The sequence below is a fragment of the Nocardia rhizosphaerae genome, from assembly GCF_042650365.1.
GTDB lineage: Bacteria > Actinomycetota > Actinomycetes > Mycobacteriales > Mycobacteriaceae > Nocardia > Nocardia rhizosphaerae.
Genome location: NZ_JBHSBA010000003.1, coordinates 1,031,380 through 1,054,929, shown reverse-complemented (window position 1 = coordinate 1,054,929; position 23,550 = coordinate 1,031,380). Strand labels below are relative to the sequence as shown.

Annotated in this window: 21 protein-coding genes and 1 pseudogene; 12 read left to right on the top strand and 10 right to left on the bottom strand. The window is 70.7% G+C overall.

What is annotated here, in order from left to right; all coding sequences use genetic code 11:
* Positions 1 to 174: 174 nt before the first annotated feature.
* Positions 175 to 1,002, bottom strand: a pseudogene (locus ACFOW8_RS06555) (DUF3027 domain-containing protein); the annotation flags it as partial.
* 8 nt (positions 1,003 to 1,010) lie between these two features.
* Here ACFOW8_RS06555 and ACFOW8_RS06550 point away from each other — a divergent pair.
* From ACFOW8_RS06550 to ACFOW8_RS06540, 3 genes are all read left to right on the top strand, one after another.
* On the top strand, positions 1,011 to 1,787 hold the full coding sequence (locus ACFOW8_RS06550; RefSeq protein ID WP_378546894.1) for a glutaminyl-peptide cyclotransferase: 777 nt from the start codon (positions 1,011 to 1,013) through the stop codon (positions 1,785 to 1,787).
* Between the two features lie 69 nt (positions 1,788 to 1,856).
* On the top strand, positions 1,857 to 3,671 hold the full coding sequence (locus tag ACFOW8_RS06545) for an MFS transporter (RefSeq protein WP_378546891.1): 1,815 nt from the start codon (positions 1,857 to 1,859) through the stop codon (positions 3,669 to 3,671).
* Positions 3,668 to 4,186, top strand: a complete 519-nt coding sequence (locus ACFOW8_RS06540; protein WP_378546888.1) for a DUF2771 family protein — start codon at positions 3,668 to 3,670, stop codon at positions 4,184 to 4,186. Before ACFOW8_RS06545 ends, ACFOW8_RS06540 begins: the two co-directional genes overlap by 4 nt.
* A 212-nt stretch (positions 4,187 to 4,398) precedes the next feature.
* On the opposite strand, the gene ACFOW8_RS06535 is transcribed toward ACFOW8_RS06540, so the two are convergent.
* Positions 4,399 to 4,818 (bottom strand): cold-shock protein, encoded by a 420-nt coding sequence (locus tag ACFOW8_RS06535; RefSeq protein ID WP_378548541.1) that lies wholly within the window; start codon positions 4,816 to 4,818, stop codon positions 4,399 to 4,401.
* 159 nt (positions 4,819 to 4,977) lie between these two features.
* Here ACFOW8_RS06535 and ACFOW8_RS06530 point away from each other — a divergent pair, with 159 nt between their 5' ends.
* Together ACFOW8_RS06530 and ACFOW8_RS06525 are read left to right on the top strand one after the other, a co-directional pair.
* Positions 4,978 to 5,205: a hypothetical protein gene (locus ACFOW8_RS06530; protein WP_378546885.1), complete on the top strand. Its 228-nt coding sequence runs from the start codon at positions 4,978 to 4,980 to the stop codon at positions 5,203 to 5,205.
* A 372-nt stretch (positions 5,206 to 5,577) separates the two neighbouring features.
* Positions 5,578 to 6,186: a transglycosylase family protein gene (locus ACFOW8_RS06525; protein WP_378546882.1), complete on the top strand. Its 609-nt coding sequence runs from the start codon at positions 5,578 to 5,580 to the stop codon at positions 6,184 to 6,186.
* A gap of 69 nt (positions 6,187 to 6,255) precedes the next feature.
* On the opposite strand, the gene ACFOW8_RS06520 is transcribed toward ACFOW8_RS06525, so the two are convergent.
* The gene (locus ACFOW8_RS06520; RefSeq protein WP_378546879.1) at positions 6,256 to 6,447 is read right to left on the bottom strand and encodes a hypothetical protein; all 192 of its coding nucleotides are present in this window, start codon (positions 6,445 to 6,447) and stop codon (positions 6,256 to 6,258) included.
* A gap of 64 nt (positions 6,448 to 6,511) precedes the next feature.
* Between ACFOW8_RS06520 and ACFOW8_RS06515 the strand changes: the two genes are divergently transcribed.
* Positions 6,512 to 8,812 carry a helicase-associated domain-containing protein gene (locus ACFOW8_RS06515; protein ID WP_378546876.1) on the top strand — a complete coding sequence of 767 codons (2,301 nt, stop codon included), beginning with the start codon at positions 6,512 to 6,514 and terminating at the stop codon, positions 8,810 to 8,812.
* A 346-nt stretch (positions 8,813 to 9,158) separates the two neighbouring features.
* Here the strand turns inward: ACFOW8_RS06515 and ACFOW8_RS06510 are convergent, their stop codons facing one another.
* Positions 9,159 to 9,680 carry an LppU/SCO3897 family protein gene (locus ACFOW8_RS06510; protein WP_378546873.1) on the bottom strand — a complete coding sequence of 174 codons (522 nt, stop codon included), beginning with the start codon at positions 9,678 to 9,680 and terminating at the stop codon, positions 9,159 to 9,161.
* Positions 9,681 to 9,777: 97 nt separating this feature from the next.
* On the opposite strand from ACFOW8_RS06510, the gene ACFOW8_RS06505 reads away from it, so the two are divergent.
* Positions 9,778 to 10,635, top strand: coding sequence for a hypothetical protein (locus tag ACFOW8_RS06505; RefSeq protein ID WP_378546870.1), 858 nt, complete (start codon positions 9,778 to 9,780; stop codon positions 10,633 to 10,635).
* Positions 10,636 to 10,638: 3 nt separating this feature from the next.
* Here the strand turns inward: ACFOW8_RS06505 and ACFOW8_RS06500 are convergent, their stop codons facing one another.
* The 3 genes from ACFOW8_RS06500 to ACFOW8_RS06490 all read right to left on the bottom strand — a co-directional run bounded on the left by ACFOW8_RS06500 (position 10,639) and on the right by ACFOW8_RS06490 (position 14,625).
* A complete protein-coding gene (locus tag ACFOW8_RS06500; protein ID WP_378546867.1) occupies positions 10,639 to 12,069 on the bottom strand; it encodes a M1 family metallopeptidase in 1,431 nt (476 codons plus the stop codon).
* Positions 12,070 to 12,174: 105 nt separating this feature from the next.
* Complete coding sequence (locus ACFOW8_RS06495) at positions 12,175 to 12,840, bottom strand: DUF3239 domain-containing protein (RefSeq protein ID WP_378546864.1); 666 nt, start codon at positions 12,838 to 12,840, stop codon at positions 12,175 to 12,177.
* Positions 12,841 to 12,963: 123 nt separating this feature from the next.
* Positions 12,964 to 14,625 carry a DNA repair helicase XPB gene (locus ACFOW8_RS06490; RefSeq protein ID WP_378546861.1) on the bottom strand — a complete coding sequence of 554 codons (1,662 nt, stop codon included), beginning with the start codon at positions 14,623 to 14,625 and terminating at the stop codon, positions 12,964 to 12,966.
* Between the two features lie 445 nt (positions 14,626 to 15,070).
* Between ACFOW8_RS06490 and ACFOW8_RS06485 the strand changes: the two genes are divergently transcribed.
* The 3 genes from ACFOW8_RS06485 (at position 15,071) to ACFOW8_RS06475 (ending at position 16,704) form a co-directional block, all read left to right on the top strand.
* Positions 15,071 to 15,715 carry a LysE family translocator gene (locus ACFOW8_RS06485; protein WP_378546858.1) on the top strand — a complete coding sequence of 215 codons (645 nt, stop codon included), beginning with the start codon at positions 15,071 to 15,073 and terminating at the stop codon, positions 15,713 to 15,715.
* Positions 15,716 to 15,765: 50 nt separating this feature from the next.
* Positions 15,766 to 15,948, top strand: a complete 183-nt coding sequence (locus ACFOW8_RS06480; RefSeq protein ID WP_378546856.1) for a DUF1737 domain-containing protein — start codon at positions 15,766 to 15,768, stop codon at positions 15,946 to 15,948.
* A gap of 78 nt (positions 15,949 to 16,026) precedes the next feature.
* Positions 16,027 to 16,704 (top strand): trimeric intracellular cation channel family protein, encoded by a 678-nt coding sequence (locus ACFOW8_RS06475; protein WP_378548538.1) that lies wholly within the window; start codon positions 16,027 to 16,029, stop codon positions 16,702 to 16,704.
* A gap of 206 nt (positions 16,705 to 16,910) precedes the next feature.
* Here the strand turns inward: ACFOW8_RS06475 and ACFOW8_RS06470 are convergent, their stop codons facing one another.
* Positions 16,911 to 18,092 carry a pyridoxal phosphate-dependent aminotransferase gene (locus tag ACFOW8_RS06470; RefSeq protein ID WP_378546853.1) on the bottom strand — a complete coding sequence of 394 codons (1,182 nt, stop codon included), beginning with the start codon at positions 18,090 to 18,092 and terminating at the stop codon, positions 16,911 to 16,913.
* A 174-nt stretch (positions 18,093 to 18,266) separates the two neighbouring features.
* Here ACFOW8_RS06470 and ACFOW8_RS06465 point away from each other — a divergent pair, with 174 nt between their 5' ends.
* Entirely contained in the window at positions 18,267 to 18,482 is a 216-nt protein-coding gene (locus tag ACFOW8_RS06465) for a hypothetical protein (RefSeq protein ID WP_378546850.1), read from the top strand.
* 51 nt (positions 18,483 to 18,533) lie between these two features.
* On the opposite strand, the gene sigJ is transcribed toward ACFOW8_RS06465, so the two are convergent.
* On the bottom strand, positions 18,534 to 19,427 hold the full coding sequence (sigJ, locus tag ACFOW8_RS06460) for an RNA polymerase sigma factor SigJ (RefSeq protein WP_378546847.1): 894 nt from the start codon (positions 19,425 to 19,427) through the stop codon (positions 18,534 to 18,536).
* Between the two features lie 67 nt (positions 19,428 to 19,494).
* Here sigJ and ACFOW8_RS06455 point away from each other — a divergent pair, with 67 nt between their 5' ends.
* Positions 19,495 to 20,085 (top strand): GNAT family N-acetyltransferase, encoded by a 591-nt coding sequence (locus tag ACFOW8_RS06455; protein WP_378546844.1) that lies wholly within the window; start codon positions 19,495 to 19,497, stop codon positions 20,083 to 20,085.
* A gap of 299 nt (positions 20,086 to 20,384) precedes the next feature.
* On the opposite strand, the gene ACFOW8_RS06450 is transcribed toward ACFOW8_RS06455, so the two are convergent.
* A complete protein-coding gene (locus ACFOW8_RS06450; protein ID WP_378546841.1) occupies positions 20,385 to 23,174 on the bottom strand; it encodes an ATP-dependent RNA helicase in 2,790 nt (929 codons plus the stop codon).
* Positions 23,175 to 23,550: the final 376 nt, after the last annotated feature.

Sequence of the window (23,550 nt, the reverse complement as noted above, 5' to 3'; positions counted from 1 at the left end):
GGCGAGCGCCGCGCGGGCGGCGGCGGCCTCGTCGACGGCTTCGGCCTCGGCGGTCTCCTGATCGTCAACCGCGGTGTCCGGCTCGCCGACCGAAGGCACCGACTCGACAGCGGTTTCCGGCTCGATGGCGGCCCCTGCCTCGGCAGCGGATTCCAGCTCGGCCCCGACCGCCGGCTCGACGGCGGTCTCCGTCATCGCCGCGACGGGCGTCGGCGCGTCGCCGGATTCGCCCGCGGTCGCTTCGGGGCGGGTGATCTCGACGTATTCCACGGCGTGGTCGTCGAAGGCTTCGTAGCGGGGTGAACCGTTGCCGCTGGGGGCGACGACGTCGGAGTGGGCGCCGCAGCCGTATTCGACGTGGACGACGTGGCCGTCGGCGCCCATCGCGTTACCGCAGACACCGAAGGATTCGCGCAGGGCACCGGCCAGCGGTAGGTAGAAACCGCAGAGGCCGCAGGTGGAGGGGGCGGCCTTGGCCATGTCGGTGTCGGGGCCGAATTCTGCATACCAGCGCTCGGCGGCGTCGAGGCGGCCCTCCCGGCTCAGCACCTGGGTGCGGCCGAGACCGACCTCCTCGGCGACCTCGTCGACGACGGGATCACCGGTGGCGATGTACCCGGGGACAAGGCGCGGATCGTCGGCGGGCGGGGCGAGCAGATCGCCGGGGCCGAGGTCGCCGGGGCGCACGCGCTGCTCCCACGGAACGAAATCGGGGGCGACGAGGGCGTCGGGCCCTGGCAGCAGCGCCGACTCGCTGACCGTGACATATTCGGCCGACGGCGGCGCGGCGACCACGACGGCCCACTGCCAGCCGCGATAGCCGGGCAGGGTGGCCTCGAACCGGTGGGTGGCCGCGGTGTCGTCCTCGGCGGTCACTCCGAGATGACCGCCGACCCCGTCGGGTTCCAACTCGACGAGCGCGCGGCGTGCGACTTCGGCCGCATCGGCCAAGATCGGACGCACACCGGACTCCGAAACAGAAACAGCGCTCACGACATACATTTTGCCGTATGAAGCGCAATCGGAGTTCGTTGGCCGTCGCGACGCTGGTCAGCCTGCTCGGCGTGGCCGCCTGCGGCGCCCCCGAGCAGGGTGGTCCGCCGCGGTGGCGGGTCGAGGTGATCGGCTCGTCACCGCACGATCCGGGCGCCTTCACCCAGGGCCTGGAAGTGGTCGACGGCATCCGCTACGAAAGCACCGGCATGTGGGGCGTGTCGACGGCGCGGGCCGCCGACCACGCCACCGGCATCGAGACCGCCCGCGCCGACCTACCCGCCGAGATGTTCGGCGAGGGCATGACCAGGGCGAACGACATCGTCTGGCAGCTGACCTGGAAGGACGGCATCGCCATCGCCCGCGATCCGCGCACGCTGGCCGAGACCGGCCGCGCCGAATACGAGGGCGAGGGCTGGGGCCTGTGCGCGCAACCGGACCGCCTGGTCATGAGCGACGGCACCGGCACCATCACCTTCCGCGACCCGGTGACCTTCGAACGCACCGGCTCGGTGACGCTCACCGGCTACCGCTCCCCGAAACCGAACGAACTCGACTGCGCCCCCGACGGCACCGTCTACGCCAACAACTACCCGTCCGACGAGATCCTGCGCATCGATCCCGATACCGGCGCGGTGCTCGCCGTGATCGAGGCGGGCGGCTTGCTCAGCCCCACCGAGCGCGCCGGCGCCGATGTCCTCAACGGCATCGCCCACCTGCCCGGCACCGACCACTTCCTGATCACCGGCAAGTACTGGCCGCGCATGTTCGAGGTGCGGTTCGTCCCGAACTGACCCCGGTGTGGCCGACACCGCCGTGCCCGCGAGTGAACGCCGCACGCCCGCGTACGACAGAATTGGACTGTGACTACGCCCCGCGATCCCGCCGGTCCCGACCGTGGTCGCCGGGACGGTACCGCCGCGGGCACTCCACCCGGCCGACACCCCGGCTTCGGGCAGTACCCGCCGCCGCGCGACGAACCGCGTCGTCCGGCGGCACCACGCAAGGTCTTCCCCCGCCCCGATCCGCTGGAACCACCGCCGGGCCGTACCCGTCGCCTGTTCCACCGCGACCGGCCCGGCGAGGCCGCACCGACCACCCCGACCCGCAAACCCGCTGGTCCACCTCCCGGCCGCGCCGAGCATCCGGGCGAGCGGACAGCACGCCCGATCGACAACACGGCACACGGCCCGGAGAGCACCCGCCCGCTCCCCCACGCGGAGGACGAAACCGACCAGGTCAAGCAGCGGATTCCGCGCAAGCTCACGGTCACCAGGGTCGCGGCGATGCGCAGCCGCGAACTCACCGAGCGCGGCTTCGCGACCTTCCAGCGCGCCGCCAAAGCCGACGGCGCCGACCAGTCCGGGTTGACCGCGCTCACCTACGCCACCATGGCCAATTTCGCGCTCGACGCCGCGATCGCCGTCGCGCTGGCCAACACCCTGTTCTTCGCCAGCGCGACCGCCGAGTCCAAGACGAAGGTCGCGCTGTATCTGCTCATCACGATCGCGCCGTTCGCGGTGATCGCACCGTTGATCGGACCGCTGCTCGACCGGTTGCAGCGCGGCCGCAGGATGGCGCTGGCCACGACCTTCGGGCTGCGGGCCGTCTTCGCGGTGCTGCTGATCGTCAATATCGACACCTGGGGGCTGTATCCGCTTGCCCTGTGCATGATGGTCGGCTCGAAATCGTTCGCGGTACTCAAGAGCGCGGTCACGCCGCGGGTGCTGCCGCCGGATATCGACCTGGTGCGCACCAATTCCCGGCTGACGGTGTTCGGCCTGGTCGGTGGCACGATCGGCGCGGGTGCGCTCGCCGCGCTCGCCGCGTTGATCGCCGGGTCGACCGGTGCGCTCGTGCTCGCCACCGGGATCGCGCTGGCCGGCGCGTATCTGAGCCTGCGGATTCCGTCCTGGGTCGAGGTCACCGAGGGCGAGGTGCCTGCGACGCTGAGCTATCACGGCCCCGACGCGCACACCGAGGTGATCCACCCCGGTCAGGAGTCGTCGGTGCCTGCCAGGAAGCGCCGGCAGCCGCTCGGCCGCGCGGTGGTCACCGGACTGTGGGGCAACAGTTCCATCCGGGTGCTCACCGGCTTCCTGACCTTCTATATCGCCTTCGTCGCCAAGGGTTCCGGCGGCAGCCCCACCGAACAGGCGGCCATGCTCGGGGTGGCGGGCGCGGCGGCCGCGGTGGGCAACTTCGGCGGCAACGCCACCGGCGCCAGGCTGCAACTCGGCAGGCCTTCGCTGGTGGTGCTCGGCTGCACGGCCGCCTGCGCGGCGGTCGCGCTGTTCGCCATGTTCACCGGCAATCTGTTCGGTGCCGCGTTCGCGACCCTGGTGGCCGCCGCGGCCAGCGCGCTGGCGAAGGTGTCGCTGGACGCCGCGATCCAGGACGATCTGCCGCCGGAGTCGATCGCTTCCGGTTTCGGCAGGTCGGAGACGGTATTGCAGTTGAGCTGGGTGATCGGCGGCGCGGCCGGTGTACTGCTGCCGATCGAGTTCTGGAAGGGTTTCGCGGTGATCAGCGTGATCCTGGTGGCCGGACTGATCCAGACCTTCGTCACCTATACCGGGCATTCGCTGCTGCCCGGCCTCGGCGGCAATCGTCCCCAGCACGCCGAGCAGGAAGTGCCGACCGACAATCCGCGAGGAACAGGAGATCCCATCCGGTGAGCAAGCTCAATGTCCGTACGATCGTCGCACTGGTGGCGGCGGGCCTGGTGGCCGTGGTAGCGGTGACCGCCGCGGTGGTGGCGTACGCGGTGTCGAAGGCGTCCGACTCTTCACCGCGAGTCACCGTCTACGGCGGCGGCGAGACCGTCCAGGCCGAGCCGTTCGGCTACTGCGATCTGGCCACCGGCGCTTGCGAGAACGCCGAACACACCTACTACCTGGTGGTGCCGTCGGGCGATCCGGTGCAGGTGTCGTTGCCGAAGAGCATCGCCGACGCGCCGTGGCTGCTGCTCCAGCAGTACGTGCGGCCCACCGGCGAGCGGGAGGACCGCGTCGTGAGCTGGCTCGACTACCCCGAGGGCACGATGGCGATCAGCGTCGACACCCTGCCCGACCCGGACCTGCGGCTACTCGGCATCGAACTCCAGCTACCGATCGTGTTCACCGATCCGGCCACCGGCCAGGAACGCGGCGAGGTATACGGCGTGTGGTCGATCGGCACCCCGACCCCCTGAAAGGCCACGCCAGCGCTCCACAAATACCGCAGCCCACGCACTCAACCCAGCCCCGCACGACCCGACCTCGAGGAGGGTCACGCCGCGCAGCGGCGGTCGCGGCCGTCCCCGTCGATCAGGCGCCGTTTCGCAAGCGACGAAGGAGCAAGAAACGGCGCCTGATCGACGGGGACCAAGGGGCCGCGACACGAGCGCGCCAGCGCTCCAATGATTCAGTGGTCGAGTTCGCGAGCCACGGCGCGGACGACCTCGGAGATGCGCTGGGACAGCTTGCGGTCCGGGTATTTGCCGCGGCGCAGGTCGGGCTGGACCTTGGTCTCGAGCAGCGTGATCATGTCCTCGACGAGGCCGTGCAGCTCGTCGGGCGATTTGCGCGGACCGGTGTCCTTGCGGGCGGCCTGCTGGCCCTGGTTGCCGCGTACGGTAGGCGGGGCCTCGAGCAGCTTCAGGCTCAGCGCCTGCGGGCCGCGGCGGCCCGCGGCCATGCCGAACTCGACGCGCTGGCCCGGCTTGAGGCCTTCGACGCCTTCGGGCAGCGCGGAGGAGCGGACGTAGACGTCCTCACCCTCGTCTTGGGAAAGGAAGCCGAAGCCCTTTTCGACGTCGTACCACTTCACCCGGCCGGTCGGCACTGCGCTCACCCGTTCATCGCTCGACACCCGAACCCTTGTGGCTCAGGTTGGTTCTGCTTGTCACGTAAAAGAACGCGCCCCACAACAAGGCAGGACGCGATGTGCCCAGAGTCTACCCCGGTGGCGATACCGCGAGCACATCAGTTTTACTGTGCGTCGGTGAGCAATTCTTCTCCTGAGGGACCGCGCCGGGCGAGTGATCGCCTGCTGCAGCTGGCTGTCGCGCTGTTCGGGATCGGGATCGTGGCCGTGGTCGCGATCTTCGTGACGCCGATCGTCTCGGACGCGAAACCCGGGCTGGTGCTGTACTGCCTCGCGATGCTCGCGCCGGTAGGTTTCCTGCTCGGGCTGGTTTTCGCGCTCTGGTCGGGCCGTCGCGCGCGTTGACGCGTCAACCGATTACCCGTACCCATCGTTACCCAGACTTGCATGTGATCCTCATCACATAACAGTGAGGTCACGAAGTGTGTGTGCAACCGTCGCGCACACAAACCAAGCCGACTACCTGCGCGGACACTCGGGGATCACCCTGAGACCACCCCGAGACCACCCTGTACACGCCGGTTACCAAATAGTGACTTTCCCCGCTGTCCGTCGTACCGTTTCTCTCAGCCGGGGCAACCCCCGGAACCACCGGCCCGCCGCACCGAACCTCACCCCGCGGGTACCGGACCCCGATTGGAATCAGGGGTGAGGGCGGACCGGGAGACCTCTCAGTCCGGACCACATGCAGGTGCGCACGAGAGGAAGAAACCCGATATGAGTGGACGCCACCGCAAGCCGACTTCCACCGGCCGCACGGTCGCCAAGGTCGCCGTCACCGGCGCGATCATCGGCACCGCCAGTGCAGCCTTCGCGGGAAACGCCAGCGCGGCCCCCGACTCCGACTGGGATCGCCTCGCACAGTGTGAAGCCGGCGGCAACTGGGGCATCAACACCGGCAACGGTTACCACGGCGGGCTGCAGTTCTCGCCGTCGACCTGGACCGCTCACGGTGGTGGCGAGTACGCCGCCACGGCCAACCAGGCCACCCGCGAACAGCAGATCGCGGTCGCCGAGAAGGTGCTCGCCTCGCAGGGCTGGGGCGCGTGGCCTTCGTGCTCGGCGAAGCTCGGCCTGAGCAGCGGCCCGACCGAACGCGCCGTCCCCTCGACCCCCAGCTGGGTTCCCGAGGTCACCGTCCCCCAGGTCCAGGACCCGAGCGCGGAAGTGTTCTCGGCCGTCGACCGCGCCATCACCGTCGTGCAGCAGCAGGGTGTCGCCGTGCCGCAGCAGGCCATCGACTTCCTCAACTCGGCCAAGGGCACGCAGCTCGACCCGGCCGTGATCGACTTCTTCGAGGCGAACAAGGGCCTGCTGCCCTCCTGATCGCTCACGCAGACAACAAGAGCCCGCATCCGTCATGGATGCGGGCTCTTGCTTTTCCCGTCCGAAGGACTACACCCGGTTGATGACCGTCTGCGGGTGGACGTACGGCAGCTCACTGGCCGGGACGGGAAACTCGGTCTCCTCGCCGAACGGCGAGAGGTTACCGGCGCGGGTCGCCGACAGTTCGGTCACGGCGTGCTCGCCGTCGGCCACCTGCGGCCAGCCATTGTCGACGTAGGGTTTCTTCGATTTGTTCACCACGGGCTCATTCTGGCATACCCCATCGGTGTCGTTCGGCGGCTGACGCGGCAGTAGGCTGGATCGGATGATCGCGACGGATTCCCTCGCCGATTGGCTCGGTGCGCGCACCGATGCCCAGCTGGTGAAACTGCTGCGGTTGCGGCCCGATCTGGCGGTGCCGCTGCCCGCTTCGATGTCGGTGCTCGCGGTGCGCGCCCAGCAGCGCGCGTCGGTCCTGCGTGCCGCCGACGACCTGAACACGCTCGAGTTCGCGATCATCGAGGCGCTCGCCGCCAACTCCGACGCCCGCACGATCGGCACCGCACACACGCCGCTGACCCGCGCGACGCTGCACGCAGCGCTCGAGGACCGGGTCACCAAGACCGCGTTCACGGCCGCGCTCACCCGCCTGCTCGACCGGGCGCTGGTCTGGCAGACCGGGGACGATCTGCATCTGGCGCCCAGCGCCGTCGAGGCACTGCCGTGGCCGGTCGGCGCGACGACCATGCTGCCGGACGCACTCACCGAACCCGAGGTGACCGCCGCGCTTGCCGCCGCGGGCCAGGCCGAACGCGCGCTGCTCGACAAGCTGGCCACCACCGGCCCACGCGGGCGCACCAGGGACGCCGCGCCGGACGCGCCCGCCGATCGGCCGGTGCCCCACCTGCTCGCGGCCCGCCTGCTGCACCGAATCGATGACGAGACGGTGGAGCTGCCGGTGACCGTCGGCCAGGTCCTGCGCGGCGAACCGGTGACCGACCCACACGCGCTGGCCCCGCCCAAACCCACCCTCACCAAGAACACGCCCGCCGAGGTGAACGCGGTGGGCGCCGGCGAGGTCGGCGAGCTGCTGCGCGATTGCGCCGATCTGCTCGACGCGCTCGGCAGGCTACCCGCGCCCGCCCTGCGCGCAGGCGGGCTCGGCGTTCGCGAACTGCGCAGGCTGGCCAAGCAGACCGGGATCGAGGAAGCCCGCACCGGCCTGCTGCTGGAACTGCTCGCCGCGGCCAAGCTGGTCGAGAAGGGGCTGCCGGAACCGACCCCGGAACTCGACACCACCGACGACTTCTGGGCCCCCACTCCCGCCGCCGACGCCTGGCTCGACGCGCCACCGGCGACGCGCTGGGTGCTACTGGCTCAGGCCTGGCTCGACCTGGACCGGATGCCGTGGATGATCGGTCTGCGCGACGCGGCCGACAAGCCCATCGCCGCACTCTCGGCCGAGCTGCGGATCCCGCACGCGGTGCGCGACCGGCACGCGATCCTCGGCCTGCTCGGCGAATACCCCACCGGCACCGCGCTGACCGCGCCGGATATCGGCAAACTGCTGGCCTGGCGGATGCCGCGGCGGCGCAGACACTTCCGGCTCGACGCGGTGACCGCGACCTTGACCGAGGCGGCGACGCTGGGTCTGTTGGGCCGCGGCGCCCTCGTTTCGGCCGCCCGCGCGCTGCTGCACGGCGCGCCGACCAGCGTGGCCGACGCCGAGGCGGAGATGGCCGCCGCGCTGCCGGAGCCGGTCGATCACGTGCTGGTACAGGCGGATCTGACGGTGATCGCGCCGGGTCCGCTGGTCCCCGAGCTCGGTGCGCGGATCGCGCTGGTCGCCGATGTGGAGTCGGCAGGGGCGGCCACGGTGTACCGGGTCGGTGACGCCTCGGTGCGCCGGGCGCTCGACGCCGGTCTCACCGCCGCCGAACTGCACGCCCTGTTCGCCACGCACTCGCGTACGCCGGTGCCGCAGTCGCTGACGTATCTCATCGACGACGTGGCTCGCAGGCACGGTCAGCTGCGGGCGGGCATGGCCCAGTCGTTCCTGCGCAGCGACGACCCGGCGCTGCTCGCCCAGGTCCTCGCCGCCCCGGTCGCCGATACGCTGGCACTGCGCGCGATCGCCCCGACCGTCGCCATCGCGCTGGCACCGCTGAGCGAGCTGCTCGACCAGCTGCGAGCGGCCGGGTTCGCGCCTGCCGGGGAGGATTCCGCGGGCGCGATCGTCGACCTGCGCCCGCGCGGCGCCCGCATCGCGGTCCGCCCGCTGGCCCGCAAGCCCTACCGCCCTTCCCCGCCGAGCGACGAGCAGCTCGAACTGCTGGTCACCGAGCTACGCGCGGGTGAACGCGCGGCGGGCGCCAGAGCGAGCAAGCAGGTACGCGCCGACGGCACCCGCACCGGCACCGCGGCCACCCTGGCCCTGCTCCAGCTGGCCGCCAGGGTGGGCCGCCCGGTGAACATCGGCTACGTGGACGCCCAGGGCGTGGCGAGCCAACGCGTAGTGGAACCGGTCCGGGTCGGCAACGGCCAGCTCGACGCCGTCGACCCCGTCACCGGCACCACCCGCCACTTCACCTTGCACCGCATCGCTTCGGTCGCCCTGCTGGACTGAGCCCCCGTCACCACGGTCGCGGCCCGTCCCGTCGAGCAGACACCCCTGCACAGGCGACCAAAGGAGCCAAGCACCGGCGCCCGAACGACGGGACACCAGGGACCGCGACACGAACAGCGCCAGCGCTCCAACAAACAGCGACCTCAGCGCACCACTAAAATCCCGCAGCCAACGCCCTCAACCCGACCCCGCACGGCCCGACCCCCAGGAGGGTCACGCCGCGCAGCGGCGGTCGCGGCCGTCCCCGTCGATCAGGCGCCGTTTCGCAAGCGACGAAGGAGCAAGAAACGGCGCCTGATCGACGGGGACCAAGGGGCCGCGACACGAGCGCGCCAGCGCTCCGATATCACGGCCTCGCCATGCAGAACGTGGTCTTCGGGTCGGCGACGGTGCGGTACATGGTGGCGCCGGAGTCGCACTGGAGTTCGTCGATCGTGCCGTCGATGCGCTTGACGACCTTGAAGCTGGCTTCGGGGGCGGTGCACGGCACGGTTTCGGCCGGGCGCTGGCCCGCGTCGGCGTAGCAGTTGCCCTGGGCGAAGTTCGGCGACAGGCACAGGGCCGTCTCGGTGTCGCCGACGGTGCCGTTGAAGGTGGTGTCCTCGGCGGCGCAGTCCAGCGGGGCCGATCCGGCCTGCACGATGCGGTAGTTCGAGGTCGCGGCGCCGCAGTCACCGATGGTGGCCCGCATGGCGTCGACCGCGTTGTCGGTGACCTCGACGCACGAGCCCTTGCTCAGCGAGCCCGCGTCGGATTCGCTGTCCGACGAACAGGCGACGACCGCCCCGACCAGTGCGACCGTCGCCACCGGGGCGAGCACGATTCGCGCCAGCAGCCGCTTTCCTGGGAAGAACACTGAAAACCTCACTCACCGAACGGTTCAGACATGGTTGACCGCCGGTGACGATACCCAAGCCGGTGCCGGTCGCGCTCGACCGCGTCGAACCCTGGCTACCATCACAAAGGTGACGATCGACGATGTCGTTGACGAGCTGTACGGTCTCGACCCCGGCGACTTCGTGGCGACCCGTACCGAGCGGGCATCGCAGGCGCGTGCCGACGGCGACCGTGAGCTGGCCAAGGCCATCACGGCCCTGCGTAAACCCACGGTCGCGGCCTGGACGGTGAACCTGCTGGCCCGGCACGCACCGGCCGATATCGCGGCACTGCTCGACCTCGGCGATGCGTTGCGCGCGGCTCAGCGTCAGCTCTCCGGTGAGAAGCTGCGCGCGCTGGGTACCCAGCGTCAGCAGGTGGTCAACGCCATGACCAAGCGGGCGGGGGAACTGGCCGCCGAGCACGATCGGCCGGCCAGCGATCAGGTGTTGCGCGAGGTCGGCCAGACGTTGACCGCGGCGCTGGCCGATCCCGAGGTGGCCGATCTGGTCCGGGCGGGGGTGCTGCCGACCACCGTCACCTACGACGGTTTCGGTCCGGCCGGGCTGGTCGCGATCACCGGCGGCAAGGCGGCCGCGCCGAAGCGGTCGAGCGCACCGCGCGCCCAACCGTCTGCCGAGGACGCGGCAGCGAAACGCCGCGCGGAGGCACAGCAGGAACTCGACGATGCCGAATCCGCGCTGGCCGAGGCGCGTTCGGCCCGCGACGTCGCCGAGGCAGCGGCCGCGAGCGCCAAGACCGAGCTCGACGAGGTCGAGACGCGGATCGACCGCTTGCGCACCGAACTCGAACATGCCGAGCAGCAGCGCCATTTCGCCCGCACCGCCGAACACCGCGCGCGCGGCGAGTTCACTTCGGCGCGTAGCCAGTTCGAGCGGATGCAGCGCTGGGCCGAGCGGGCCCGCGCGCGGATGTCGCAGGACTGAAGCTCAGCGGCGCAGGGTCCCCGGGTACAGGAAGTCCTCGCGTGGTGCGGTCGTGGCGTCCAGCCATTCGGCGAGGAACTCGCCGAGCGGCAGCGAGGTTCGGCTCTGCAGGAACTCGCGGAACTCCGGCATGGAGGCGTGGCCGTTGCGGTGCGCGTTCACGAAATCGCGGACAGCGGTGAAGAAGACATTCTCGCCGAGCAGTTTGCGCAGGGCGTGCAGGAACAGCGGGCCGCGGTAGTAGACGGAGGTGAACATGTTCTCCGCGCCGGGATCGGCCAGCGGAATGTCCCAGAAATCCTGGTCGTCCCGGTTCTTTTCGATGGTGTCGCGGTACTTGGTGTCGACATCGGCGCCGTGCACCCGCTCCAGCCACAGGTAGTCGGCGGTGTAGCTGGCGAAGCATTCGTTGAGGCAGATATCGGACCACTGCCGCACCGACATGGTGTCGCCCCACCACTGGTGGGCCAGCTCGTGCACCACCGTGTTCAGCTCGGCCCACGGCGCGTAGACGGGTCTGGTCTGGGTTTCCAGCGAGAACGGGATCTCGGTGTCCACGTAGATGCCGCCCGCGACGTCGAACGGGTAGGGACCGTAGAGGTTCTCGAGGAAATCGAGGATCTCCGGCAGCCGCTGTTCGTCCTCGCGGTTGTCGGCCGATCCGGGCGCGAAGGCGCTGAGCACCGGTAGGCCGCCTGCCGTGCGCTGTTCGAGGAAGGTGAAGTGGTCGACAGCGATGGTGGTGAGGTACCCGATGACGGGTTGCCTGGTTTCCCAGACCGTGTGCAGGTGGTCCTCGCGCACCTCGTGCGCGGTGCGGTCGCCGGTCGACATCACCTCCCAGCCAGCGGGGACCGAGGCGCGCAGCGTGAAGGTCGCCTTGTCCAGCGGGGTGTCGTTGAGTGGATACCAGGTGCTCGCGCTGTGCGGCTGGCCGAGTGCGAAGGCGCCGCCGCTCGGCGCGTGGGTCCAGCCCGCGCCCGCGGTGTCGGCGGTGGGACCGGCGTAGTCGACGATGATCCGCATCGGCAGTCCGGGTGGCAGCGGCAGCAGCGGGGTGACGACGAGTTCGCGATCGCCGTCGCGGCGGAACCCGGCCGGATGCCCGTTCACCGTCACCATCAGCACCTCGGGGCCCCGGTAGTCGAGGTTGAACTGGGCCAGCGGCTGGGTGGCCGCGGCGTCGATGCGCGCGGTGCCGCGCAGGGCGTAGGTTTCGGGTGTGTAGTCGATGGTCAGGTCGTAGTGGGTGACGTCGTAGCCGCCGTTGCCGTCCATCGGGAAGTACGGGTCGTCGAGGCCGGGCTCCCCGATCAAGCCGGGATCCGCGCCTGCCGGGCTGGTGCCGAGTGCGAGCGCTGTGAGCACCGCGCACGCGGCCGCCGAGAGTCGCATCGTCGACCGTCGTTCGCCGGTGGATTCCACGGCGATCATCGTCGCATCATCCCGCGGCTCCCGATGGCCGAAACCAGCCGCGGTGGACCAACACAATCCGCTGGGATGGTCCCGATCCCGACCATCGGCCACGAAAGTGGCCGCTCAGCGCAACTCACCGGGCAGGTGCTCCGGATCGAGCATGACCCGCTTCGTCGCCGTGCGCCGCACCCGGTCGGCCAGTTCCAGATTCTCCGCGAGCAGCCGCCATTCGAGTTCGGTGATGGCACCGCGGGCCCGCTCGATCACGGCGCTGTCGCGGGTGGCCCACGCGATCGGCATGGCGGTGACCAGCTGCCAGCGCTCGCCGACCTGGCGCGGAGCGTGGTCGGTGCGGACGGCGACCGCGGGTACCCGCTCGCCCGGCTCCGGCGGGTGGCCGGGCAGGGTGCGCACCTTGCGGGTCACCAGCGCCCAGCTGCGGGTCGGTGCGGCCGGTTCGGCGATATCGACGAGGGCGAGCAGCACGATGCCGCCCTGGTCCGCCCCGGTGACCACCGCGGGCACCAAAGCGCCGTCCTGGTAGAGCTTTTCGATGCTGGAGCGGTGTGGCGTCCACAGCGCCACCCACAGCGCGATCGCCGCGCCGAGCGCGAAGACGAAGGCCAGCAGGTAACCCCACGCCTGCCCACTCCACAGCAGGGCGGCCGTGGCGGCGATGGCGAGCCCGGCCGCGAGCAGCGCGACCACGCGCAACCGGCGTAGCCCGGTGAACGTCTCGTTGACCGCGTGAGCGTGCTCACGGTCGACCACGAATTCGAAGCGGCGCACGTTTCCTTCCTAGCACAGGTTGCGGAGGGATTGCCTCCGCTTATCTGCCGAGGGATGTCACCGCACGGTACCGCGATCCGACCGGCGCGACGCCGCTACGCGCCGCTGACGGGCGCCGATGCGTCAGTCCCCGATCGGCGGCCCGAGCAGATCGTCGGCGTCGGTGATCCGGTACGCGTAGCCCTGTTCGGCGAGGAACCGCTGCCGGTGTGCGGCGTACTCGGCATCGAGGGTGTCGCGGGCGACCACCGAATAGAAGTGCGCCTGTCCCCCATCTTGTTTCGGGCGAAGCAGCCTGCCGAGACGCTGCGCCTCCTCCTGCCGTGAGCCGAACGTACCCGAAACCTGTACCGCCACCGAGGCTTCCGGCAGGTCGATGGAGAAATTGGCGACCTTGCTCACCACGAGCACCGGGATCTCACCGGAACGGAACGCGTCGAAGAGCGCCTCGCGCTCCTTGTTCTTCGTCGCGCCGGTGATCACCGGCGCGTTCAGGTCGATGCCGAGTTCCTCCAGCTGATCCAGGTACGCGCCGATCACCAGGGTCGGCGCGTCGGCGTGCCTGGCCAGGATCGACTCCACCACCGGGATCTTGGTGCGCGCGGTGGAACACAGCTTGTAGCGTTCCTCGGGCTCCGCGGTCGCGTAGGCCATCCGTTCGGCGTCGGTGAGCGTCACCCGCACCTCGACGCATTCGGCGGGGGCGATCCAGCCCTGCGCCTCGATGTCCTTCCAGGGCGCGTCATACCGCTTGGGGCCGATCAGCGAGAACACATCGCCCTCCCTTCCGTCCTCCCTGACCAGGGTCGCGGTGAGGCCGAGGCGGCGGCGCGATTGCAGGTCGGCGGTCATCCGGAAGACCGGTGCCGGCAGCAGATGCACCTCGTCGTAGATCACCAGGCCCCAGTCCCGGCTGTCGAACAGCTCGAGATGCTTGTACTCACCCTTGGTCTTGCGGGTGATCACCTGGTAGGTGGCGATGGTGACCGGGCGGATCTCCTTGCGCTCGCCCGAGTACTCGCCGATCTCGTCCTCGGTGAGCGTGGTGCGCGCCAGCAGCTCGCGGCGCCACTGCCTGCCCGCCACCGTATTGGTGACCAGGATCAACGTGGTCGCCTTCGCCTTGGCCATGGCGGCGGCGCCGACCATCGTCTTGCCCGCGCCGCACGGCAGCACCACAACGCCGGAGCCACCGGCCCAGAACGAGTCGGCGGCCATCTCCTGGTAGTCGCGCAGGTGCCATTTGCCGCCGGTGTAATCGAGGCCGATGTCGTGCGCCTCGCCGTCGACATATCCGGCCAGGTCCTCGGCGGGCCAGCCGATCTTCAGCAGCATCTGCTTGATGTGGCCGCGTTCGGACGGATGCACCACCACCGTGTCGTCGTCGATGCGGGCACCGAGCATCGGCGCGATCTTCTTGTGCCGCAGCACCTCCTCCAGCACCGCGCGATCCAGGCTCACCAGGCACAACCCGTGCGCCGGGTGCTTGACCAGCTGCAATCTGCCGTAGCGGCCCATCGTGTCGACGATGTCGACCAGCAGCGGCTGCGGCACCGCGTACCGCGAGAAACTCACCAGCGCGTCGACCACCTGCTCGGCGTCGTGCCCGGCCGCGCGCGCGTTCCACAGGGCGAGCGGGGTGATCCGGTAGGTGTGCACGTGCTCGGGTGCGCGTTCGAGCTCGGCGAACGGCGCGATGGCTTGCCGCGCGTTGCCCGCCAGCTCGTGGTCGACCTCGAGCAGCAGGGTCTTGTCGCTCTGCACGATCAGCGGACCGTCGGTCACAGTGCTCCTCGGCGGCCGTGGCCGCGGGTTCGGGGCCTGGTGACCCCTCGGGACTCGCGCCTGCGGCGCATGCGCGTCGAGGGGCGGCCCCGAACGGGCTCGTTGGACTCGCCCTGTGCGGGGTGCGTTCGGCCTGGATTGTTCTGCGGATTGTCTGCCGTGGTAGTTCGCCGACGGCCTGATCGATTGTACGGACCCGGTCCGACACCGACCGGGGCGCGATAGCGGGGCGGCCACGCACTGATAGATCGTCGGCGGGGTCGCCCCAGGATATCGGGCGGCTACCGATCTGTGCTGTGTGGTTGGCACCGGGCGCACCACACACAACGCCGGAATCCGAGCCGATTTCCACCGATCCGGCGGGTTTGTGTGCGGCTACCCCGGCGGTCCAGCGATTCCCGACTGGACCGCGACAAGACGGGCCTGACCAGGCCAGACTCATGGGGTGTTGCAGACGACGGCGGTTCTCGGGGTAGCGGCGGCGGCACTCGGCCTGGTGCTGACGCCGGGGCCGAACATGATGTATCTGGTGTCACGGACGGTGGCGCAGGGCCGAAGGGCCGGGCTGATCTCGCTGGCCGGGGTGGCCGCGGGGTTCGCGGTGTACCTGCTGGCCGCGGCGGTGGGGATCACGGCGGTGTTCGCGGTGGTGCCGGGGCTGTACCTGGGGCTCAAGCTGGCGGGCGCGTGCTATCTGCTGTGGCTGGCCTGGCAGGCGGTGCGGCCGGACGGGATCTCGGTGTTCGCGCCGGTCGAGCTGCCCACCGATCCGGCGCGGCGGCTGTTCACCATGGGGTTCGTCACCAACCTGCTCAATCCGAAGATCGCGATCATGTACATGGCGCTGATCCCGCAGTTCGTCGATCCGGAGCGGGGCGCGCTGTGGTTGCAGAGCCTGTCGCTCGGCGCCGTGCAGATCGCGGTCGCGCTCACCGTGAACGGGCTGATCGTGCTCGGCGCAGCCGGACTGGCGAGCTTCCTCACCGCCCGCCCACTCTGGCTGCGGACGCAGCGGTACCTGATGGGTACCGCGCTCGGCGCCATCGCGGTGCTACTCGCCACCGACCGCACCCGCCCCACCCCCGCCTGACCCCGTCGCGCAAAGGCATTGGCCCGGTGGATATCTGGCATCCTCTCCGCATGAGCACACCACCAGAGGGACTACCGATCTACCGGGTCGTCACCGGACCCGACGACGCCACGTTCTGCCGACGGGTGAGTGAGCTGCTCACGCTCGGCTATCAGCTCCACGAAGGCCCGTCCGTCACTTTCGACGGGGCGAGCGTCATCGTGGCGCAGGCGGTGCTCTGGCCGACACGGTGAGGCGGATGCCTGTCCACTCCCACCTGCGTGTCACGCTGCTCGTGGCAACGGGAGAAGGAGTGAGCGGTGAGTGTTGGGATGCTGGTGGCGGCCGTCGCGACCGGGCCGTCGGTGTCCGAGCTGGATTCGGCCGCCACCGCGGTCCATCGCAGCGGTGAACTGCTCGGGGTCATCTCGTTCGCGGCCTCGGGCGCGCTGGTCGCCGCGCGCAAACGGCTGGATCTGTTCGGGATGGCGGTGCTGGCGGCGGCGACCGCGCTCGGCGGCGGGATCGTGCGCGATCTGCTGATCGGGCGCACCCCGCCCGCCGCGTTCACCGACCTCACCTATCTCACCGCGTCGCTGGTGACGGCCTTCGTGCTGTTCTTCATCGCACCGTCGCCGCGGCTCACCAAGGGTCCGCTGGAGATCGCCGACGCCATCGGGCTCGGCCTGTTCTGCGTCACCGGCACGGTGATCGCCGATTCCGCGGGTCTCGGCGCGCCGACCGCGGCCCTGCTCGGCATGACGACCGCGATCGGCGGCGGCGTCCTGCGCGATGTGCTCAGCGGCGAGGTCCCCCTCGTGCTGCGCCCCGACCAGGACCTCTACGCGATTCCAGCCCTGTTCGGGGCCGCGACGACGGCCACCCTGCTGCACTTCGACCTCTACCGCACCTGGACCGGCTTGCTCGCCGCCGCGGGCGCCATCGGCTTCCGCCTACTTGCCCGCCACTACCGATGGCACGCGCCGACCGCCCGCCACGCCCGCGACTGACCCGGCGCCGAGGTCGGCCAACCGGATAGCTGGGCCGGCACATCGCCGTGCCCACGACTGACGGCACCGGTGGACGCCTGAACCGCGTGCGCCGCACACGCAGCGGAGGTCCGTGCTCACCCGCCGACCGCGATCCGTCGGCTCCGACTCCCGGCCTGGACCGCGCGGGACGCGGCGGCACTACGCGCGCGGCCGGGCCGCCGCGCTCACCCGGTGACGGCGATGCCCGCGCGCAGGCGGCGCACGCCCTCGTCGATGGTCTCGTCGCGCTTGCTGAAGGTGAAGCGGATCAGGTGCCGCCAGTCGGCGCCATGATCGGCGAACACGCTCACCGGGACGGCCGCGACGCCGAGGCGGGCGGGCAGTTCGCGGCAGAAAGCCATGCCGTCGGTCGCGCCCAGTGGCCGGATGTCGGCGCAGACGAAGTAGCCGCCCGCGCTTGCCGAGACGCCGAAACCGGTGTCGCGCAGGGCCGCCGACAGGCGCTGCCGTTTGGCCGACAGGCTGTCGCGCAGCTCGCGCACCCACGGCTGTTCCGCGGTGATGGCGTGCGCGACGGCGGGCTGGAACGGGCCACCGCCGACGAAGGTGAGGAACTGCTTGGCGGCGAGTACCCCGTCGAGCAGCGGCACCGGCGCGCACACCCAGCCGATCTTCCAGCCGGTGACATTGAAGGTCTTCGCCGCGCTCGACACCACGACGGTGCGCTCCCGCATGCCGGGCAGGGTAGCGATGCTGATGTGCTCGCCGCCGTCGTAGACCAGATGCTCATACACCTCGTCGGCCAGGACGAGCAGGTCGTGCTCGACGGCAAGTGCGGCGATGGCGGCGAGCTCGGTGCGATCGAGGACGGCACCGGTCGGGTTGTGCGGTGAATTGATCACCAGCATCCGGGTTTCCGGCGTGATCGCGGCGCGCAGGCTGTCGAGGTCGAGGACGAACCGGTCACCGTCGGCGACCAGGCGCGCGGTCCGCCGCCGCGCCCCGGCGAGCGCGACCGACGCGGCGTAGGAGTCGTAGTACGGCTCGATCAGCACCACCTCCTGTCCCGGTTCGACCAGCCCGAGCACGGCCGCGCTGATCGCCTCGGTGGCACCGACGGTGACCAGCACCTCGGTGTCCGGGTCGTAGACAGTGCCGTAGCGGCGGGCACGATCGGCGGCGACGGCCTGCCGCAGCACGGGCATACCCCGGCCGGGCGGGTACTGGTTGAGTCCGTCGGCGATGGCGGCGCGGGCCACCTCGAGCATGCCGGCAGGCCCGTCGGTGTCCGGGAAGCCCTGGCCCAGATTCACCGCGTCATGGCGGACGGCCAGCTCGGTCATCTCGGCGAAGATGGTCGATCCGAACGGGCGCAGACGGGCGACGGTGGGCGGCACAGACGACATCCCCGCAGAGTATCCCACTTTTCCGCACCGTTGCCGACCGATAGCGAACATGCATGTTTCACAAACGTTTTTCTATGTTGACCTGCACTATTGTGCGGTGACCCAAGCTGAGCTAGCCTCGCCGTGTTCTACCTCACACACCACAGCGTGGTGACATCTCGAAAGGGGCTCTCTATGGCCTCACCTCTGCTCGACTTCATCGTCGGCCCGGCTGCGTCGGAGGTTGCCGGTTCGGCTCTGCGGTTCATCGCCGACCAACTGCTGGCGAGCCCGATCGCCGACTTCTTCACCGGTTCGGCGACGCCCGACAACAACATGGGATCCTCGACGGGCGACCACAATCTCGGCTCGTCCACCGGAAACCATCAGTGGGGGTCCACCTACCCGTAACCACGTGCCACGTCGGACCGGATCGCGCGGGTCCGGTCCGGCGCACCGGGTTCAGCGTTTCCGCGCCCCGGAGAGTTTCGCGATATTGGCGAAATCGTAGGCAGCCCAGACTTTTTCATCCCGCACCGCGAACCCGATGACCCGGGCGGGCCGCCCGAACGGCGAGTTCGGATCGGTGAGCACGAGCCCAGTCTGCCCGTTCACCATCGCGGTTTCCAGTTCGAGGCCGGTGTCTTCCAGGTACTTCCGCCATAGCCCGACCACCAGCCGGGCCATCTTCTCCACTCCCACAACGACATTGACCGCCGTCCTGGTTGTACCACCCGAATCGCCGGTGAAGGTCGCGTCGGGATGCAGGGCGGCCGCCACCGCGGCGACGTCTCCGGTGGCCAGCGCGGCGAGGAATCGCCGCACCGCCTGATCGTGTACGTCGTCGGCCACCGGTGCCGGCGCCTTGGCCGTTGCCTTGCGGGCGCGCACCGCCAATTGGCGTGCGGCGTCGGCGGATACGCCGATGATCGCGGCGATCTCGTCGAACGGAACGTCGAGGCTGTCGTGCAGCACCATGGCCACCCGCTGCTGCGGGGTCAGCGCGTCGAGCACCACCATCGCCGCCATCCGGCTGTCCTGATTGCGGACCACCACGTCGAGCGGGTCGGGCGTGCGGCTCGGTGCGGTCACGATCGGTTCCGGAAGCCACTGCCCCACATAGGTTTCCCGGCGCACCGCCGCACTGCGCAGATGGTCGAGGCAGATCCGGCTCACCACCGTGGTGAGCCAGGCGCGCAGGTCATCGATCTCGGACTGGTGTACCCCGGCCAGCCGCAGCCAGCTCTCCTGCACCGCGTCCTCGGCGTCGCCGACGCTGCCGGTGAGCCGATAGGCAACCGAAAGCAAGTGGGTTCGATGCGATTCGAACAGGTCGGCGAGTAACGGGGAAACCATCGCCGCTGATCCTACGGTCGCCGAAAACCAGCTGAGAAACCGGCCGCCGACCTGGCACGATGACACGATGTTCGAGCACACGCTCACCGACGGCACCGTCTGGCTCACCCGCCCGGCCGCCGCCGATATCGACCGCATCGTCGAGTGCTGTCAGGACCCCGACATCGCTCGCTGGACGACCATCCCGTCGCCCTACGGCCGCGCCGACGCCGAGTACTTCCTCGATGGGGTCGTCGCCCCCGGCTGGGCGAGCGAGGTCCCGGTCTGGGCCGTCCGCACCGCCGCCGACGGCCCGGTCGACGGCATGCTCGGGCTGCACGATCGTGGTCCCGGCGTCCGCGAGATCGGCTTCTGGCTCAGCCCGCGGTGCCGTGGCCTCGGCGTGATGTCGCGAGCGGTGACCCTGGTCTGCGACTTCGCCTTCGCGCCCGACGGCCTCGCCGTGGCGCGGCTGACCTGGCGCGCCATGGTCGGCAACCAGGCCTCGGCTGCGGTGGCGCGCCGCAACGGCTTCCGATACGAGGGGCTGGCCCGGCTCGGCGGCCTCCAGCGCGGTGCGCGGGTCGACGAATGGCACGCCGCCCGGCTCGCCACCGACCCACCCGGCCCCGCCGACGGCTGGCCCGCCGCGGTGTTCGGCGGAGGCGCCGATGCCTGACGGCGCGCGGTTCGACCGGTTCGCCGACGTCATCGACGTCCGCCCCGAGGATCGGGTGCTCGAATTCGGACCCGGCCAAGGGGCGTCCTTGGTGCGGTTGGCCCGTCGGCTCAGCAGTGGCGCCGGCCACCTCACTCGGAGCTGGAGTTCCCGCACTCCACAGTTCCAACGACAGACCGACACCGTCGTTCTCGCCCCCCAGCGAAGTCAGCGTCACCGACCAGAGCCGACCACCGGCCCCGCGAAGAGAAGCAGCCGACAGGACTCAGCCCGGCACGCGGCGCCGCGAGGGGAAGTGGTCAACGGGACTGGGCACGACGGGCGGTGCCACGGTGCGCGGTGACGGTGGTCGGGTCCTCCGGCCAGGCGTGTTTGGGGTAGCGGCCGCGCAGGTCGGCGCGGACCTGGGGCCAACCGGTGCGCCAGAAGGAGGGGAGGTCGGCGGTGACGGCGACCGGGCGCTGGGCCGGGGAGAGCAGGTGGAGCAGGAAGGTGGCGCGGCCGTCGGCGAGGGTGGGTGGGGTGGTCCAGCCGAAGATCTCCTGGACTTTCACGGCGAGCACCGGTGGATCGGCGCTGTAGTCGAGCCGGACCCGGCTGCCGGAGGGCACCTCGATGCGTTCGGGGGCGAGTTCGTCCAGCCGGGCAGCCTCGGGCCAGGGCAGGAGGCGGCGCAGGGCGGTGCCGGCGTCGACGCGGGCGAGGTCGGCGCGGCGGCGGGCGGTGGCGAGTTCGGGGCCGAGCCAGGTGGACAGGTCGGCGAGCAGGGTGTCGTCGTCGACGGCGGGCCATGGTTCACCGAGGGTGCGGTGCAGGAAATCGAGGCGCCGACGCAGCGTGCGGGCGTCGTCGTCCCAGCGAAGTAGTTCGAGCCCCTCGGTGGCGAGACCTTCGCGCACGGCCCGTTCCAATAGTCCCGGATCCGGTTCGCGCAGTACCTTTTCCGAGAGCACGATCGCCCCGAGCCGCTCCACCCGCCGCGCCACCACATCGCCCGATTCCCACCGGACCTCCTCGGCACGCGACATCAGCGCGGGCGCTGCCACCCGCGCCAGCTCCTCATCGGCGATGGCCGCCAACCGGATTCGACCCTCCGCCCGCCCAGGATCCCGATCGGCCACCGCCACCGCGAGCCATTCCGCCTCGGCCAGTCCCGATCCCGGCGGCAGGCTGAGGGCCGTACCCCCTGCCATCAGATAGGAGGTCCCGTTCGCTCGCCGCCGCGCCAACCGCTCCGGTTGTGCCAGCGCGATCATCAACGCGGCGGTCTCGCCGACGGAAGCGCCTGCGCCAACGGATTTCTCACGATCGCCCACCGCCGCCACCCGAGAAGTATCGGCAGCCGCATGCCGCTGCGCAGCCGTTCCGGGGGCGGGATCCGATGACTGCGCAGTGTTCGGGACCACGAGGTCTGCCCGTCCACCAGGCCCGGCGCTCGCTGTGTCCGCTCCCCCCGCGACGCGGTCGGCCGCGAGCAACCGGACCAGTCGGTTGACCTCCTTCGCCCAGCGGGCGGGGCGTTCGGCGCGCAGGGCGCGCAGCGCGGCGGCGGCGTCGGTGCCGGACGCCAGGGAATCGTCGTCCATGAGGACGACCATCTCGGCGGCGGCGCGTCGGCCCAGGTGAGAGGCGCCGTCGAGGAGCGCGCGGGCGAGGCGAGGGTGCAGGCCGAGGGCGGCCATGGCACGGCCGCGGTCGGTGACCCGGTCGGTGTCGTCGAGGGCGCCGAGGGTACGCACAACGGCGCGGGCGGCGGCGAGACCACCCTCCGGTGGCGCGTCCCACCAGGACAGGCCACTGCCGTCGGGCGTACCCCAGCACGCCAATTCCAGGGCGAGCCGGGTGAGTTCGGCGGTCCTGATCTCCGGTTCCGGATAGGCGGGCAGGGTCTGGTGTTCGTACTCCGGCCAGCATCGCCAAGCCGCGCCAGGTGCTTCGCGCCCGGCTCGGCCCGCCCGCTGCTCGGCGACCGCGGCCGAGACCCGCACGGTCGCCAGGCCGGACAGTCCGCGCCGATGATCGATCCGTGGCACCCGAGCCAGCCCCGAGTCCACCACCGCCCGCACACCGGGCACCGTGAGACTGGATTCGGCCACCGCCGTCGACAAGACGACGCGCCGCCGCGCACCGGGCCGCAACGCGCTGTCCTGCGCGGCTGCCCCGAGCCTGCCGTGCAGCGGCACGACCTCGACCTCGAGGTCACGCAACAGCCCGGCCGTCCGGTTGATCTCGCCGACCCCGGGCAGGAAGACGAGCACATCGCCTTCGGTCTCCGCCAGCGCCGCCCTGGTGGCCCGCGCCACCTGCGCTTCGACCCGTTCCCGTGCCAGCGCGGGCAGATACCGCACCCGCACCGGATAGGTCCGCCCGCGCACTTCGAGGACCGGCGCGCGTCCCGCACACTCCGACCGCACGGTCCCCGGATCCGATGCCACGCCGAACCGCATGTCCGATGCCGCACCGCACCGCGTGTCCGGTGCCCGCTCGGAGTTCACGTCGGCGGCGGCCCGACCGGTCTCGGCGGCGATCCCGGCAGCGTTCGCCCCGGTGACCTCGGCCGGTTCCACGGCGTCACCGAGCAGCTGCGCCAGCCGACCGGCCGCAACCGTCGCCGAGGTGGCCAGCACCCGCAGGTCGGGGCGCAAGCCGGATCTGGCGTCGAGCAGCAGGGCGAGCAGCAGGTCGGCGTCGAGGTGGCGTTCGTGACACTCGTCGAGGACGACGGTGCCCACCCCAGCCAGCTCCGGGTCACCCTGCAGGCGGCGGACCAGCAGCCCCGAGGTCACCACCTCGATCCGCGTCCTCGACCCCACCTTCCGGTCCCCACGCACCGAATAGCCGACACTCTCGCCCACCTTCTCCCCGAGCAGGTCGGCCATCCTGGCCGCGGCCGCCCGCGCCGCAAGCCGCCGCGGCTCGGCCACGACGACCCGGCCATCGGACCCCGCCGCGAGCGCCAAGGGCACCAGCGTCGTCTTCCCGGTCCCCGGCGGCGCGACCAGCACCGCGACCCCACGACCGGCCAGCGTCTCGACGATCTCCCCCAGCGCGGACCGCACGGGCAGATCAGGCAGTTCAGGCAGCTTCATCACCGACAAGTCTGCCTGTCATCCCACTCACCTCCACACAGGTACGCCCCCGCCGACCGCCGCAAGCCATCGGCCAGGATCTCGCCAAGCCTGCCGGGTAGAACCGACACGTAGCCGAAACCTTCGCAGCCCACACTGCATCACTCCGCGATGCGGATGCGCAGCAGGGGATCGGTCTCACCGTCGCCGCGGCATCGGTGGCGTCGGCCGCGCCGCGCAGGCCGGTTCGGCACCGGGCGCGTGGCTGGTGATCGAGAACAACGGCACCTGGCGCTACAGCGCCGAGCAGTACTGGGGCGGCGACCGCAGGGCACCTGGGCCTACACCGTGGGTTGTCCGGTCCCGAAACGCCCTGTGGCCCCGGGTTTCTCCGGGG